This window comes from Mycobacterium sp. SMC-8, from assembly GCF_025263565.1.
Lineage (GTDB): Bacteria > Actinomycetota > Actinomycetes > Mycobacteriales > Mycobacteriaceae > Mycobacterium.
Genome location: NZ_CP079865.1, coordinates 3,422,878 through 3,438,006, shown reverse-complemented (window position 1 = coordinate 3,438,006; position 15,129 = coordinate 3,422,878). Strand labels below are relative to the sequence as shown.

Annotated in this window: 13 protein-coding genes; 9 read left to right on the top strand and 4 right to left on the bottom strand. The window is 68.0% G+C overall.

Annotated features, from left to right (window positions below; all coding sequences use genetic code 11):
- Window positions 1-4 precede the first annotated feature (4 nt).
- The 6 genes from KXD97_RS16640 (at window position 5) to KXD97_RS16615 (ending at window position 7,117) form a co-directional block, all read left to right on the top strand.
- On the top strand, window positions 5-817 hold the full coding sequence (locus KXD97_RS16640) for an NADH-quinone oxidoreductase subunit J (RefSeq protein WP_260751136.1): 813 nt from the start codon (window positions 5-7) through the stop codon (window positions 815-817).
- Entirely contained in the window at window positions 814-1,113 is a 300-nt protein-coding gene (gene nuoK / locus KXD97_RS16635; protein WP_260751135.1) for an NADH-quinone oxidoreductase subunit NuoK, read from the top strand. Before KXD97_RS16640 ends, nuoK begins: the two co-directional genes overlap by 4 nt.
- A gap of 167 nt (window positions 1,114-1,280) precedes the next feature.
- Window positions 1,281-3,182, top strand: coding sequence for an NADH-quinone oxidoreductase subunit L (nuoL, locus tag KXD97_RS16630; protein ID WP_260751133.1), 1,902 nt, complete (start codon window positions 1,281-1,283; stop codon window positions 3,180-3,182).
- Complete coding sequence (locus KXD97_RS16625) at window positions 3,179-4,756, top strand: NADH-quinone oxidoreductase subunit M (protein ID WP_396884212.1); 1,578 nt, start codon at window positions 3,179-3,181, stop codon at window positions 4,754-4,756. The genes nuoL and KXD97_RS16625 overlap by 4 nt, the downstream gene beginning before the upstream one ends.
- Complete coding sequence (gene nuoN / locus KXD97_RS16620) at window positions 4,753-6,318, top strand: NADH-quinone oxidoreductase subunit NuoN (protein WP_260751131.1); 1,566 nt, start codon at window positions 4,753-4,755, stop codon at window positions 6,316-6,318. Before KXD97_RS16625 ends, nuoN begins: the two co-directional genes overlap by 4 nt.
- 13 nt (window positions 6,319-6,331) lie before the next feature.
- Window positions 6,332-7,117, top strand: a complete 786-nt coding sequence (locus KXD97_RS16615; RefSeq protein ID WP_260751130.1) for an enoyl-CoA hydratase — start codon at window positions 6,332-6,334, stop codon at window positions 7,115-7,117.
- A gap of 21 nt (window positions 7,118-7,138) precedes the next feature.
- Here KXD97_RS16615 and KXD97_RS16610 read toward each other — a convergent pair whose 3' ends face one another.
- Entirely contained in the window at window positions 7,139-7,741 is a 603-nt protein-coding gene (locus tag KXD97_RS16610; protein ID WP_260751129.1) for a TetR/AcrR family transcriptional regulator, read from the bottom strand.
- Window positions 7,742-7,807: 66 nt separating this feature from the next.
- Here KXD97_RS16610 and KXD97_RS16605 point away from each other — a divergent pair, with 66 nt between their 5' ends.
- Complete coding sequence (locus tag KXD97_RS16605) at window positions 7,808-8,944, top strand: phosphotransferase family protein (protein WP_260751128.1); 1,137 nt, start codon at window positions 7,808-7,810, stop codon at window positions 8,942-8,944.
- Window positions 8,944-10,086, top strand: a complete 1,143-nt coding sequence (locus KXD97_RS16600) for a hypothetical protein (protein WP_260751127.1) — start codon at window positions 8,944-8,946, stop codon at window positions 10,084-10,086. The genes KXD97_RS16605 and KXD97_RS16600 overlap by 1 nt, the downstream gene beginning before the upstream one ends.
- An 8-nt stretch (window positions 10,087-10,094) precedes the next feature.
- On the opposite strand, the gene KXD97_RS16595 is transcribed toward KXD97_RS16600, so the two are convergent.
- Both KXD97_RS16595 and KXD97_RS16590 read right to left on the bottom strand, forming a co-directional pair.
- Window positions 10,095-11,621 carry an NAD(P)/FAD-dependent oxidoreductase gene (locus KXD97_RS16595; protein WP_260751126.1) on the bottom strand — a complete coding sequence of 509 codons (1,527 nt, stop codon included), beginning with the start codon at window positions 11,619-11,621 and terminating at the stop codon, window positions 10,095-10,097.
- Between the two features lie 40 nt (window positions 11,622-11,661).
- Window positions 11,662-12,639: a TIGR03617 family F420-dependent LLM class oxidoreductase gene (locus tag KXD97_RS16590; RefSeq protein ID WP_260758010.1), complete on the bottom strand. Its 978-nt coding sequence runs from the start codon at window positions 12,637-12,639 to the stop codon at window positions 11,662-11,664.
- Between the two features lie 100 nt (window positions 12,640-12,739).
- Between KXD97_RS16590 and KXD97_RS16585 the strand changes: the two genes are divergently transcribed.
- Entirely contained in the window at window positions 12,740-14,083 is a 1,344-nt protein-coding gene (locus KXD97_RS16585) for a flavin monoamine oxidase family protein (RefSeq protein WP_260751125.1), read from the top strand.
- Here the strand turns inward: KXD97_RS16585 and KXD97_RS16580 are convergent.
- Window positions 14,059-15,036, bottom strand: coding sequence for an alpha/beta fold hydrolase (locus KXD97_RS16580; protein WP_260751124.1), 978 nt, complete (start codon window positions 15,034-15,036; stop codon window positions 14,059-14,061). The genes KXD97_RS16585 and KXD97_RS16580 overlap by 25 nt on opposite strands.
- Window positions 15,037-15,129: the final 93 nt, after the last annotated feature.

The window sequence follows — 15,129 nt, the reverse complement described above, 5'->3', positions numbered from 1 at the left end:
GGACATGGGTGAGGCGGTGCTGTTCTGGGTGCTTGCGGGCGTGTCGGTGGCCGGCGCGCTCGGCGTCGTCGCCGCGCGCAAGGCCGTGTACTCGGCGATCTCGCTGGCCACCACCATGATTGCGCTCGCTGTGCTGTACATCGCCCAGGGCGCACCCTTTCTCGGCGTGGTTCAGATCGTGGTGTACACCGGCGCGGTCATGATGCTCTTCCTGTTCGTGCTGATGCTCATCGGCGTGGACTCGGCAGAATCGTTGGTGGAGACGCTGCGCGGACAACGGGTCGCGGCCATCGCGGTCGGCCTGGGCTTCGGGGTGCTGCTGGTGGCCGGCATCGGCAACGTCGCTTCCACCGGTTTCGTCGGACTCGACGAGGCGAACGGCAACGGTAACGTCGAGGGTCTGGCGGCGCTGATCTTCACCCGGTACCTGTGGGCGTTCGAATTGACCGGCGCGCTGCTGATCACCGCGGCACTCGGCGCGATGGTGCTGACCCACCGGGAACGCTTCCAGCGGCGCAAGACTCAGCGCGAGTTGGCCATCGAACGTTTCGCGCCGGGCGCGCACCCGACGACACTGCCCAACCCCGGTGTATACGCCCGGCACAACGCCGTGGATGTTCCGGCCCGTCTGCCGGACGGGTCTGGGTCGGAACTGTCGGTAAGCGCCATCCTTCAGGTACGCCCGGTCCCGACCGATGAGCGCTTGCGCGAAGAGCATGTCACCGATGAGCGCTTGCGCGAAGAGCATGTCACCGATGAGCGCTTGCGCGAAGAGCATGTCACCGATGAGCGTTTCGTAAAGGACGAGACCCGATGAGTCCCGACCATTACCTGTATCTGTCCGCGCTGTTGTTTACCATCGGCGCGGCGGGAGTGCTGTTGCGGCGCAACGCCATCGTGATGTTCATGTGCGTCGAGTTGATGCTCAATGCCGCGAACCTCGCCTTCGTCGCGTTCGCCCGCCTCCACGGCCAACTCGACGGCCAGGTGGTCGCGTTCTTCACGATGGTGGTCGCCGCCTGCGAGGTCGTGATCGGGCTGGCGATCATCATGACCATCTTCCGGACCCGGCGCTCCGCCAGCGTCGACGCGGCCAACCTGCTGAAGCACTGATGAGCGCCTGCGCGAAGAAGAGAGAGCACTGATGAGCGCCTGCGCGAAGAAGAGAGAGCACCAGTGAGCGCCTGCGCGAAGAAGAGAGAGCACTGATGAGCGCCTGCGCGAACAAGAGAGAGCACTGATGAGCGCCTGCGCGAAGAAGAGAGAGCACTGAGGCACGGATGACGACACCAGTGTGGTTGCTGATCGCCCTGCCGCTGGCCGGTGCGGTGATCCTGCTGCTGACCGGCAGACGCTCGGACCGGTGGGGTCACCTGCTGGGCACCGCGGCCTCGGTCGCGTCTTTCGTCTGCGCGGCAGTGCTGTTCGCCGACATGCTCGGCCGTGACGGCGAGCAGCGGATGTCCCGCGAGACCCTGTTCAGCTGGGTGGCGGTCGGTGAGTTGCGGGTGGACTTCGGGCTGCAACTGGACCAGCTGTCCATGTGTTTCGCGCTGTTGATCACCGGTGTCGGATCGTTGATCCACATCTACTCGATCGGCTACATGAAAGGCGATCCCGGCCGGCGACGTTTCTTCGCTTACCTCAATCTGTTCGTCGCCGCGATGCTGTTGCTGGTGCTCGCGGACAACTACCTCGGCCTGTATATGGGTTGGGAGGGAGTGGGGCTCGCGTCGTATTTGTTGATCGGGTTCTGGTCGCACAAGCCGTCGGCGGCGACGGCGGCCAAGAAGGCGTTCGTCGTCAACCGGGTCGGCGACATCGGACTCGCCGTCGCAATGATGATCATGTTCAGCGCGGTCGGCGCCCTGTCGTTCACCGCGGTATTCGACGCCGCACCGCGACTCGGCGAGGGCACGTTGACCGCGATCGGCCTGGCACTGTTGCTGGCGGCGTGCGGAAAGTCGGCGCAGGTGCCGCTGCAGTCCTGGCTCGGTGACGCGATGGAGGGTCCGACGCCGGTGTCGGCGCTGATCCACGCGGCCACGATGGTGACCGCAGGGGTGTATCTGATCGTGCGTTCGGGCCCGGTCTTCGACCTCGCCCCGCACGCGCAGACTGCCGTCGTGGTGGTCGGCGCGGTCACCTTGCTGTTCGGCGCGGTGATCGGTTGCGCCAAGGACGACATCAAGAAGGCGCTGGCCGCGTCGACGATGAGCCAGATCGGCTACATGGTGCTGGCGGCCGGGCTGGGCCCGGCCGGCTACGCGTTCGCGATCATGCACCTGCTCACGCACGGCTTCTTCAAGGCGGGGCTGTTCCTCGGTGCGGGTTCGGTGATGCACGCGATGGACGACGAGGTGAACATGCGCCGCTATGGCGGACTCCGCAAGGCGCTGCCGATCACGTTCGTCACGTTCGGTCTGGGCTATCTGGCGATCATCGGCATTCCACCGCTGGCCGGGTTCTTCTCCAAGGACGGCATCATCGAGGTCGCGCTCGGCGCCGGCGGCATCAAGGGCGTACTTCTCGGTGGCGCAACGATTCTCGGTGCCGGGATCACCGCGTTCTACATGACCCGGGTGATGCTGATGACGTTCTTCGGCGAGAGGCGCTGGGCGAACGAGGCGACCGGGGAAGGACCGGGATTGCATCCCCATGAGGCGCCCGCGGTGATGACCTTGCCGATGATCGTGCTGGCGATCGGCTCGGTGACCGCCGGCGGCGCGCTGGCGGTCGGCGGCGCCCTGGAGCACTGGCTCGAACCGGTGGTCGGCTCCGGCGAGATCCACCATGTCATGCCGGTGTGGGTGGTGACCGTGATCGTGCTGTCGGTGGTGGCCGTGGGCGTCGCAGTCGCGTACCGGATGTACGGCGCCAAGGCCGTTCCCGGGCAGGTGCCTGCGGGCACGGCGCTCACGGTGGCGGCCCGCCAGGACCTCTATGGGGACGCGTTCAACGAAAAGGTGTTGATGCGGCCCGGGTGGACCTTCACCCGTGGCCTGGTTGAGCTCGACGACGACGCCGTCGATGGTGCGGCGAGCGGGCTTGCGGCCGGGGTTTCACGGTTCTCCTCGGGGCTGCGCCTGCTGCAGACCGGGTTCGCGCGGTCCTATGCGTTGTCCATGTTGGCCGGCGCGGTCCTCGTCGCCGCGACGATCCTGGCGGTGAATCTGTGGTGACGTCGCTTCCGTTGCTGACCGTGCTGTGGGCCGTGCCGATGGTGGGCGCGGTGCTGGTACTGGTATTGCCGGCCGCGGCGCGCTCCCTGGCGAAGTGGGTTGCGCTGGCGGTGTCGCTGATCGTGCTGGCCGTCGCGGCGGTGATCGCGGTCGGCTTCGACCCGGCCGGCGAGCAGTTCCAGTTCGTCGAGAACTACCGGTGGATACCGTCGTTCGGCACCGGCTACATCCTCGGCGTCGACGGCATCGCACTGGCTCTGGTGGTGCTGACCGCGGTGTTGCTTCCGCTGCTGATCGTCGCCGGATGGCACGACGCCGGCGACGAGCTGAGCTGGGGCGGCAGGTCGGTGCACATCTACTTCGCACTGACGCTGGCCGTCGACGGCATGGTGCTGATCTCGTTGGTGTCGCTGGACATCTTGCTGTTCTACGTGTTCTTCGAGGCGATGCTGATCCCGATGTACTTCCTCATCGGCGGCTTCGGCGGCCGGCAGCGGAGCAGAGCCGCGGTGAAGTTCCTGCTGTACAACCTGTTCGGCGGCCTGATCATGCTCGCCGCGGTGGTCGGCCTCTATGTCGCGACGGCGGGCAGCGACGCGTTCGAGGCGGGCACCTTCGACTTCCGCGCGATCGTCGCGGCGGTCGCGAGCGGTGAGTTCGTCGTCAACCCGGCGGTGATGCACCTGCTGTTCGGCGGGTTCATGTTCGCGTTCGCGGTCAAGGCGCCGCTGTGGCCCTTTCACCGCTGGCTGCCCGACGCGGCGGTGGAGGCGACCCCGGCCAGTGCGGTCCTGATGATGGCGATCATGGACAAGGTCGGCACGTTCGGGATGATCCGCTACTGCCTGCCGCTTTTCCCGGACTCGGCAACGTATTTCAGCCCAGTGATCATCACGCTGGCGGTGATCGGCATCGTCTACGGTGCGGTTGTGGCGATCGGTCAGACCGACGTCATGCGGCTGATCGCCTACTCCTCGATCTCCCACTTCGGATTCATCATCCTGGGCATCTTCGTGATGACCACCCAGGGGCAGTCCGGGTCCACGCTGTACATGGTCAACCACGGCATCTCCACCGCGGCGCTGTTCCTAATCGCCGGTTTCCTGGTGTCGCGCCGGGGATCCCGGCTCATCGACGCCTACGGCGGCGTGCAGAAGCTGGCGCCGGTGCTGGCGGGCACGTTCCTGATCGCCGGGCTCGCGACGTTGTCGCTGCCCGGGTTGGCGCCGTTCATCAGCGAGTTCCTGGTGCTGATCGGCACTTTCACGCGGTACCCGGTATTTGCTGTCCTGGCCGCGAGCGCACTTGTGCTTTCGGCGATCTACGTCTTGTGGATGTACCAGCGCATGATGACCGGCCCACCCCCGGCGGTGCTCGCCGAGGGTGAGCACAGGATCCGCGATCTGGTGCCGCGTGAGATCGCCGTGGTGGCACCGCTGATCGCGCTGCTGCTGGTGCTCGGGGTGTATCCGAAACCGGCACTCGACGTGATCAACCCTGCGGTAACGCACACGCTGACCACGATCGACCGACCCGACCCGACACCCCGGATGGCGGAAGGCCCGGCGCGATGAACATCCCGACCCCGACGGTCGAATACGGCCTGGTCTCCCCGATGCTGATCGTGCTTGCCGCAGCGGTGCTCGGCGTGCTGGCTGAAGCGCTGCTTCCGCGCCGACTGCGCTATCCCGCGCAGGTGGCGCTGAGCCTCGCCGGACTGGTCGCGGCGTTCGCCGCAGTTCTGCTCGTCGCGCAGGACCTGCCCGACGGAAACGGTTCTGAGGCGGTGATGGGTGCGATCGCCGTCGACAGGCCCGCACTGTTCCTGCAGGGCACCATCCTGCTCGTCGGAGTGTTGGGCATCCTGCTGATCGGTGAACGCCAGAAGGCGTCGGCCGGCAGTGAGTCCCGGGGGTTGGAAGCGTTCACACCACAGGCCTCCGCGGTCGCGGGCAGTGTCGCCGAGAAACTGGCCACCAGAGCGGGTGTGGTCCAGACCGAGGTTTTCCCGCTGACGATGTTCGCGGTGGGCGGCATGCTGTTGTTCCCCGCTGCCAACGATCTGTTGACGATGTTCATCGCGCTGGAGGTGTTGTCTCTTCCGCTGTACCTGCTGTGCGGGCTGGCTCGCCGGCGACGCCTGCTCTCGCAGGAGTCGTCGCTGAAGTACTTTCTGCTGGGCGCCTTCTCGTCGGCGTTCTTCCTGTACGGCGCGGCCATGCTGTACGGGTACGCCGGCACTCTGAACCTGCAGGGCATCGCCGATGCGGTGGCGTCTGGGTCCGGCAAGACGTCGCTGGCACTGCTCGGGGTCGCGTTGCTGCTGGTCGGCGTGTTGTTCAAGGTCGGTGCAGTGCCGTTCCATTCGTGGATCCCCGACGTGTACCAGGGGGCGCCTACCCCGATCACCGCGTTCATGGCGGCCGCGACCAAGATCGCGGCGTTCGGTGCGATGCTGCGACTGTTCTATGTCGCGGTGCCTGAGCTACGCGACGACTGGCGCCCGGTGCTGTGGGCGATCGCGATCCTGACGATGGTGGTGGGCACTGTCACCGCGGTCACCCAGAACGATGTCAAACGGATGCTCGCGTACTCGGCGGTCGCGCACAGCGGCTTCATCCTGACCGGTGTGATCGCCGGCAACGAAGCCGGGCTGTCGTCGACGTTGTTCTATCTGTTCGCCTACGGTTTTTCCACCGTGGGCGCATTCGCGGTGGTCGGTCTGGTCCGCGACGCCGACGGCGAAGAGGACAGCGCGTTGGAGCGCTGGGCCGGGCTGGGTAAGCGCTACCCGGTGGTCGGTATCGTTTTCGCGTTGTTCCTCTTGGCGTTCGCCGGGATCCCGTTGACGAGCGGGTTCGTCAGCAAGTTCGCGGTGTTCAAGGCCGCCGGCGAAGGCGGGGCGATACCGCTGGTGGTCGTCGGGGTGATCGCCAGCGCGATCGCCGCATACTTCTACGTACGGGTGATCGTGCTGATGTTCTTCACCGACCGCCCCGACGACGCGCCGGTCGCGGTGGTGCCCAGTGCGCTGACCACAGCGGTGGTGACCGTCACCGCGGCTGTGACGTTCGCGTTGGGCGCGCTGCCTCAGCCGTTGCTGGACCTGGCGAACTCGGCGGACCGGTTCTTCTGATACGAACGTAGCCATGACGTCTGAGCTGGTGTTGACCGCCGACCACGACGGCGTGCGGGTGCTCACCCTGAACCGCCCGGCTGCCCAGAACGCACTGAGCCGCGATCTGATCCGCGCCTCCTACGCGGCCCTGACGTCAGCGGACGCCGACGATACCGTGCGCGCGGTCGTGCTGACGGGCGCCGACCCGGCATTCTGCGCCGGGGTGGACCTCAAAGAGGCTGCGCGCGACGGACTTTCATACTTCTCCGAGTTCCGTTCGCAGAGCTGCATCGCGGCGGTGGCGCAGATGCGCACCCCGGTGGTGGGCGCGATCAACGGCGCGACGTTCACCGGTGGGCTGGAGATGGCGCTCGGGTGCGACTTCCTGATCGCCTCTGAGCGTGCGGTGTTCGCCGACACCCACGCGCGGGTCGGGATCCTGCCCGGCGGCGGGATGACGGCGCGGCTGCCGCACCTGGTCGGGGCGGCGATGGCGCGGCGGCTGTCGATGACCGGAGAGGTGGTCGACGCGGCACGCGCCGAACGCATCGGGCTGGTCACCGAAGTGGTGCCGCACGAGCATCTGCTCGGCCGGGCTGTCGAGCTGGCCGCGCAGATCGCGGAGGTGCCGGCGCCGACGATGCGCAGCCTCAAGGAGATCTACACGACGGGGGCTGCCGCGGTGACCGAGCCGGCGCTGGCGGCCGAGGAGAAGATCGCGTTCGCCCAGCACCGCGATTCGCAAGATCTCGAAGGCCTGGGCGACCGGTTCAGCGCGGTCACCCGGCGCAATAAGGACCAGATCAGCTCCCCCTGACCCGCTCTGCTCGAGGACCGGCTAAGTGACGATGCCGTGAAGCAGGATGTCGGTGGTTCTGTCCACCCACGACGGGTGGTCCAGGTCGTCCGGCGTCTGCAGCAGCGCCAGCAGCGTGGCGCCGCCGATGAGGTGGACAAGCCGGTCCGGGTCGACGCCGGGCCGGACCTCGCCGCGTTCGACGGCGCCGTGCAGCCGGGTGCGCACCGCACCGAACAGGTCGGTGAAGCGCGCCGCGACCCGACCGGTGAGCTCGGCGTCGGCCGACATGTCGGCGATCAGTCCGGGCAGCGCGGCCCGCACCACGGGGCTGGTGAAGACGTCGCGCGCAGCCTGGATCATCGCGCGCAGGTCCGCGGCGATGTCTCCGGGCGGGGTGTCGATCGCCGAGGGGGTCACCGGGAACGCGGCCTCGTGGACGAGCTCGGCCTTACTCGACCATCGCCGGTACAGGGCTGTTTTCGTTGTGCCGGCCCGCTCGGCGACGGCGGCCATCGTGACGTTCGAATAGCCGATTTCGACAAGTAGATCCGCGGTCGCGCGCAGTATGGCAGCGTCGATACGCGGATCTCGCGGGCGACCGGCGCCCGCGGTCTTGTCACCCGGCGACGGGTCTGCTTTCATATCGCTACCCACGGTATCGTATTAGAGCCCTGCCGTGACCGCGCCGTGGCGGGAAGGACGATGTCTGTGACCAGCGAACCAGCCGTCGACAACGTCGACCGACTCCAGCGTTCCAGCCGGGACATGTCGGATGTGCCTGCCGCACTGTCGCAGTGGCTGTCCACGCTGCTGCCCGGCACCACGCCGGAGATCACCGTGGAAAGCGGTGTCGATGCCAACGGGATGTCCTCCGAAACGATCTTGTTGCAGGGGCGGTGGCTGCAGGACGGGAAACCTGTCGAGCAGAACTGGGTCGCCAGGGTCGCACCCGCCGAAGCGGACATCCCCGTGTTCGAACACTACCGTCTCGACCATCAGCACGAGGTGATGAGACTGGTCGCCGAGTTGACCGACGTCGCGGTGCCGCCGGTGCGCTGGCTCGAACCCTCTGGCGACGTGCTGGGCCGGCCGTTCTTCCTGATGGACCGTGTCGAGGGCATCGTGCCTCCGGACGTGATGCCCTACACCTTCGGGGACAACTGGCTCTACGACGCCACCCCCGAACAACAGCGCAGTCTTCAGGACCGCACCGTCGAGGTGCTGGCCAAGCTGCACTCGATCCCCGATGCCCAGCAGAGATTCGGTTTCCTGCAGGACGTCGACCCGCCCGGCGACACCGCGCTGCACCGTCATTTCGGCTGGCTGAAAAGCTGGTACGAGTTCAGCGTCCCCGACATCGGCCGCTCACCGCTCGTCGACCACGCGCTGACGTGGCTGGAGAACCACTTCCCCGACGACGTCGCTGCTGCCGAACCTGTTCTGTGCTGGGGCGATTCACGCATCGGCAATGTCATGTACCGCGACTTCTCACCCGTCGCCGTCCTCGACTGGGAGATGGCCACCGTCGGCCCGCGCGAGCTCGACCTGGCCTGGATCAGCTTCGCGCACATGGTGTTCCAGGAGCTGACCAAGCTCGCCGGGCTACCCGGCATGCCCGACTTCCTGCGGGAGGACGACGTGCGGTCCACCTACCGGGAGCTCACCGGTGTGGAGGTCGGGGATCTGCGCTGGTTCCACGTCTACTCGGCGGTGGTGTGGTGTTGTGTGTTCATGCGCACCGGGGCCCGTCGTGTGCACTTCGGCGAGATCGACAAACCCGCCGACATCGAAACGCTGTTCTACCACGGATCCCTGCTCAAACGACTGATCGGAGAGGCCGGCTGATGCTCGGACCCATGGACGAATACCCGGTGCACCAGGTTCCTGCGCCGATCGCCTGGCCCGGGCCCTCGGACCGCAACTTCTATGACCGGTCGTACTTCAACGCCCACGACCGCACCGGCGACATCTTCGTGATCACCGGCATCGGCTACTACCCGAACCTCGGCGTGAAGGACGCGTTCGTCCTGGTCTCCCGCCGCGACAGCGGCACATACGGCGGAGGAGGCGACACCCAGACCGCGGTGCACCTGTCGGATGCCATCGACGCCGACCGGCTCAACCAGCGTGTCGGCAACTACCGCGTCGAGGTCGTCGAGCCGCTGCGCAAACTGCGGATCATCCTCGACGAAACCGAGGGAATCGCCGCCGATCTCACCTGGGAGGGGCTGTTCGACGTCGTGCAGGAGCAGCCGCACATCATGCGGCGCGGCAACCGGGTGACGTTGGATGCGCAGCGCTTCGCCCAGGTCGGCGCGTGGAGCGGTCAGCTCGCGATCGACGGTCAGGACATCACGGTCGACCCGTCCCGATGGATCGGCACCCGCGACCGGTCCTGGGGCATCCGGCCGGTCGGCGAAGCCGAACCGCCGGGCCGGCCCGATGACCCGCCGTTCGAGGGCATGTGGTGGCTGTACGTGCCGATGGCGTTCGACGACTTCGGCATCGTGATCATCATGCAGGAGGACCCGCACGGGTTCCGCTCGCTCAACGACTGCACCCGCATCTGGAAGGACGGCCGGGTTGAGCAGCTGGGCTGGCCGCGGGTCAAGATTCACTACCGCTCCGGCACCCGGATCCCCACCGGCGCCACGATCGAGGCGACCGCCCTGGACGGCAGCCCGGTGCATTTCGACGTCGAGTCGAGGCTGGCCGTGCCCATCCATGTCGGCGGCGGCTACGGCGGCGACTCCGACTGGCTGCACGGGATGTGGAAGGGCGAGAGTTTCATCGAGCGTCTGACGTACGACATGAACGACCCGGCGATCATCGGCCGGGCCGGCTTCGGCGTGATCGACCACGTCGGTCGGGCGGTGTGCCGGGACGCCGATGGCACCGAGCGGGAGGGCTGGGGTCTGTTCGAGCACGGCGCACTGGGCCGTCACGACCCCTCGGGATTCGCCGACTGGCTCACCGTCGCGCCGTAACGCCGGCCTCAGCCGACGTTGCCCTCCAGCAACTCGTCACGCGGAAGCTCGTCGGCCACGGGCGGTTCCGGCGCGGTACGCCCGAACACCATGGACTCCTCGATGCGGTCGAGCCTGTGGTCGATTGCGTCGAGGACGTAGTTGTGCCGCACGTTCCACGGCCGGTGCGTCCCGGACTTCGGCAGCACGTGCCCGGAGCGGTGCACGTAGCCCGCGTTGATGTTCCACGCTGGCTTCTCGGTCATCGGGGTCGCGCCCAGGTGCGGGTAGGCGTGCGTGTACCCGTGAGAATCCATGTAGGCCAACAGCTTCGCCACGGCACGGGCGGTCAGGTCGGCGCGTAACGTCCAGGACGCGTTGATGTAGCCCACGCACCAGGCCATATTGGGCACGTCTTCGAGCAGGTGCTCCTTGTAGACGAACCGGTCCGCCGGCTTGACCTCCACGCCGTCGACGCTGACCGTGATCCCGCCGAGGGCCTGCAACTGAATACCGGTGGCTGTGACGATCACGTCGGCGTCGATGCGGCCGCCCGACTGCAGCACGATGCCGGTGGCGTCGATGTGGTCGACCCGGTCGGTCACCACATCGGCGCGGCCGGCGGCGATGGCGTCGTAGAAATCACCGGACAGGATCAGGCACAGCCGCTGATCCCACGGGTCGTAGCTGGGGTTGAAGTGGGTGTCGACCGGATAGCCCTCGGGCAGGTAGTGCTTGGCGACGGCCCGGATCGCGCGGCGACTGAAGCGCGGCGCTTTCCGCGACACCGCGTACACGGCGACGATGAACAGCACGTTGTACAGCCAGGCCAGGCGGTAACCGAGCTTGCGGGGCGGTACCTTGCGCAGCAGGTTCACCACGGGATTGATCCGCTGCCCGGACAACAAATAGGTCGGTGACCGCTGCAGCATGGTCACGTGCCCGGCCTTTTTGGTCAGCGACGGGATCAGGCTGATCGCGGTGGCACCGCTGCCGATCACCGCGACCTTCTTGCCGGTGTAGTCCAGGTCCTCGGGCCAGTGCTGCGGATGTACCACCGTGCCGGAGAAGTTCTCCAACCCGGGGAAGTCGGGGCGGTAGGGATGGTCGTAGTCGTAATAGCCGGTGGCGAAGAACAGGAATCGGGCCCGGTAGGTGCGTGCCGCCCCGTCCTGCTCGGTCTGCACCGTCCAGGTGTCGGTCTCGGGATCCCAGTTCGCCGAGATCACCCGGGTGTCGAACCGGATGTGCCGGTCGATGCCGTGCTTGTGGGCGGTCTCGATGAGGTAGCTGCGGATGTCCTCACCGTCGGCGACGTTCTCCGGGCGGCTCCACGGCTCCCACGGGAACGACAGCGTGAAGATGTCGCTGTCCGAGCGGATCCCGGGGTAACGGTGCAGATCCCACGTCCCGCCGATGCGGGACCGTCGCTCCAGGATGGTGTACGTGCGCTGCGGGTTGCGCTCCTGGATCCGGTAGGCGGCGCCGATCCCCGAGATGCCTGCGCCGATGATCAGAACGTCAGAGAACTCCGTCTCCGGATCGAGCTTCTCCACCCGCAACCTCCTTTGGTCCGCGTCCGTACCACCCTAGGTGTCAGCGAGCGAGCGCGTCGACGATCTGGGCCAACGAATCCACCGCGATCGGCCCGGGCTGGTAGAGGCAGATGCGCTCGGACACCCCGGCGACCCGGTCGGCGATGTGCGCGGCGATCTCGGCCGGCGTGCCACACGCGGCGACGGTGTGCAGTACGTCGTCGTCGATCAGCCGGCCCATGTCGTCCCAGCGGCCCTGCTTGGACAGCGCGTGCAGTTCGGGCTGCAGATCGCCCCAGCCGTGCACGTCGAGCACCGGCCGGTACGCGGGCGTCGACCCGTAGAACGCCAGCAGGCGGCGGGCGGCGGCGTGGTCGGGATCCTGGTCGGCGACGGACACGATGATCTCGGGAACGATCTGCAGGTCGGCGCGGGCGCGGCCCGCCGCGGCCAGTCCGGCGTCGACGTGCGGCATCGTCACCTCGTGCAGGAAGCGCTTCGAGCCGAACGGCATCACGAGCAGTCCGTCGGCGACCTCGGACGTCATCCTCGTCATCTTCGGGCCCAGCGCGCCGACGAAGATCGGGATCGGCGCGAAGCTCGCCCGCGGGGTGAACGTCGGCGTCATCAGCGTGTGCCGGTAGAACTCGCCCTGGAAGTTCAGCCGCTCCCCCGTGCTCCACGCCGCGAAGATCGCCCGCAGCGCATCGACCAGTTCGCGCATCCGGGCCACCGGACGGTCGAACTGGGCGCCGAACCGCTTCTCGATCTGAGTCCGGATCTGGGTCCCCAGGCCCAGGGTGAACCGCCCGCCGGACAGCAGCTGGTGGTCGACGGCCTGATGCGCGAGGTGAATCGGGTTGCGGGGGAAGGCGATCGCGACGTTGGTCATCACATCGAGTCCGCCGACGGTGGCGGCCAGGGTCAGCGGGGTGAACACGTCGTGCGGTCCCTCGAAGGTGAAGACCCCGCTTGCCCCGGCGTCGCGCAGCGCGCGGGTCCGGTCCAGTGCGTCCAAGGGGCCGAACAACGCGGTCATCACCTGCACAACGGGCGAGCCTAGTGCGGTTCCGACGTGAAAATTGTCGTCACACGCGCGTTTTTACGCCGAAATCCCCAGATGCGGAGAGGATGGGGGCATGGCTGATGTGGTCGTGGTGGGGGCGGGGTTCGCCGGGCTGGCCGCCGCCCGGGAACTGGCGCATCTCGGCCACGAGGTCGTCATCGTCGAAGGACGCGACCGGGTGGGCGGACGGGCGTACACCGGCAGCATCGCCGGCGTGCCGGTGGACCTCGGCGCCACGTTCGTGGGGCCCACCCAGGACGCGGTGCTGGCGCTGGCGACCGAGCTGGGATGCGACCGGGTGCCCACGTACGGGCGGGGCAAGAACCTGATCCGCTGGCGCGGCTCGGTGCGCTCCTACCGCAGCACGATCCCGCGGTTGTCGATCATCGAGCTGCTGGACGTGTCCCGTATCCAGTGGCGTTTCGAACGGGTCTGCCGGAAGGTCTCCGTCGAGGCACCCTGGACCTCCACGGTCGCCGATGCACTCGACGCCGTGTCGCTGGACGAGTGGCTGCGTTCGCAGCGCGCCGGCGCCTCGACCCGCGATCTGATGGCGATCATGGCGCGGGTGACGTGGGGCGCCGAACCCGATGCGGTGTCCATGCTGCACGCGGTCCGCTACGTCAAGGCCGCGGGTGGACTGAACAGAATGCTCGACGTCGAAGGCGGCGCCCAGCAGGAGCGGTTCCCGGCCGGCGCCCAGCAGATCGCCGAGCGGATGGCCGACGAGCTCGGCGAGCGTGTGGCGCTCGGCTCCCCGGCCCGCCGCATCGTCCGGCACGCCGACCTCACACTGACCGTCAGCACCGAACGTGCCGATCACACGTGCGCCGCGGTCGTCGTCGCGATCCCTCCCGAGCACCGCGGCGGGATCGAATTCGTCCCGCCGTTACCCCCGGGCTACGACGACCTGGCCCGGCACTGGCCGCAGGGCCACCTCAGCAAGGCCTACGCGGCCTACCCGACCCCGTTCTGGCGCAGGGACGGTTTCTCCGGTGAGGCCCTGTCCGACGAGGGGCCGGTGTTCATCACGTTCGACTGCAGCCCCGGTGACGACGGCCCCGGCATCCTGCTCGGGTTCACCGACGCGCGCACGTTCGATCCGCTGCCGCCCGAGCAGCGCCGCGACGTCGCGCTGGCCGGCTTCACCGCACTGTTCGGCGACTCCGCCGCACATCCCATCGACTATCTCGACCATCGTTGGGGCGCAGAGCCTTTCGCACCAGGCGGACCGACCGCAGCGGTGCCGCCGGGGGCGTGGACGACGCACGGCCGGTGGTTGCGCGCCCCGGTCGACGGGATCTTCTGGGCGGGAACCGAGACCGCCGACCGGTGGACGGGTTTCCTCGACGGCGCGGTGCGGTCGGGGCTGCGTGCCGCCGGCGAGGCGCATCAGCTGCTGGCGCGCCGCTCCTGAACAGCTCCGGTCACCAATCCGATCAGCCAGCGCAGATGGTCGTTGACCTCGTCGGGCCGTTCCAGGATCGCGCAGTGCCCGCCAGGCAGCTCGACGAACCTCGCCAGGTTGGGCGCGGTGGCCGCGATCCGGCGGGCCGACGCCATCGGCAGCAGCCGATCCTTGGTGCTGCCGATCACCAGGGTCGGCACCGTGAGGTTCTTCAGCGCAATGTGTCGCGGCCCCAAGTGGTCGACGAGCACCCGCGCCCAGCCGCCACGCCCGGCCGGCGAGGTCGCGTTGAACAGCTCGTAGATGAAGTCGGCGACGGCGGGGTCGGCGTCGCGGCCCACCGCCAGCGACGCAACGAACCGCCGGTTGGGACGGTGGACGGCCCGGCTCAGCGGAAGTCCGCCGAACCTGCGCAGCACCTCCCCCGCGGCGCGCACCCTGACATCGGCGAGCGCGGGCGGCACCGGCAGCAGGTTGACGTTGCGCAGCAGGTCCCCGGTCGTGGTGTTGATCAGCGCGACGGCGGCGGCGCGTTCCTCGACGCGGTGCGGCAGCCGCTCGGACCATGACGAGATCGCGATACCGCCCATCGAATGCCCGGCGATCACCGCGCGCTCGCCCGGCGCCAGCGTGGCCTCCAGCACGGCATCGAGATCGCCGGCCAGGTAATCCAGGCTGTAGCCGCCGCGCCGCGGCGGGATCGCGCTGCGGCCGTGACCGCGGTGGTCGAACGCGATCACCCGGTGATCACGGGCCAGGTCGGCGATCTGACAGGCCCACACGCGCAGCGCGCACGTGATGCCGTGCGCAAGCACGATGGGGTAGCCGTCTTCGGGCCCGAAGACCTCGGCGTGCAGCCGCACACCGTCCCGGGACCGCACGTCGACGATGCGTCCCGGCGGCAGGGCCTGGGCCGGGGCGAACCCCCGCCCCCGCGATCGGGTGCTGCTCCGTCGTGCCATGCGCTGCTCCTGTGGGTTTCGGCGACTTTGCCGGTACGTGACTGTACCCCGCGCCAGACCGCCGGTGAGGCGCCGAACCGCGGGTGGGTTAAA

Excerpts from the sequence above, each read along its gene's own strand:
- KXD97_RS16640 (WP_260751136.1), top strand. The coding sequence starts at position 5 with ATGGGTGAGGCGGTGCTGTTCTGGGTGCTTGCGGGCGTGTCGGTGGCC.
- nuoK (WP_260751135.1), top strand. The coding sequence starts at position 814 with ATGAGTCCCGACCATTACCTGTATCTGTCCGCGCTGTTGTTTACCATC.
- nuoL (WP_260751133.1), top strand. The coding sequence starts at position 1,281 with ATGACGACACCAGTGTGGTTGCTGATCGCCCTGCCGCTGGCCGGTGCG.
- nuoN (WP_260751131.1), top strand. The coding sequence starts at position 4,753 with ATGAACATCCCGACCCCGACGGTCGAATACGGCCTGGTCTCCCCGATG.
- KXD97_RS16615 (WP_260751130.1), top strand. The coding sequence starts at position 6,332 with ATGACGTCTGAGCTGGTGTTGACCGCCGACCACGACGGCGTGCGGGTG.
- KXD97_RS16610 (WP_260751129.1), bottom strand. The coding sequence starts at position 7,741 with ATGAAAGCAGACCCGTCGCCGGGTGACAAGACCGCGGGCGCCGGTCGC.
- KXD97_RS16600 (WP_260751127.1), top strand. The coding sequence starts at position 8,944 with ATGCTCGGACCCATGGACGAATACCCGGTGCACCAGGTTCCTGCGCCG.
- KXD97_RS16590 (WP_260758010.1), bottom strand. The coding sequence starts at position 12,639 with ATGACCGCGTTGTTCGGCCCCTTGGACGCACTGGACCGGACCCGCGCG.
- KXD97_RS16585 (WP_260751125.1), top strand. The coding sequence starts at position 12,740 with ATGGCTGATGTGGTCGTGGTGGGGGCGGGGTTCGCCGGGCTGGCCGCC.
- KXD97_RS16580 (WP_260751124.1), bottom strand. The coding sequence starts at position 15,036 with ATGGCACGACGGAGCAGCACCCGATCGCGGGGGCGGGGGTTCGCCCCG.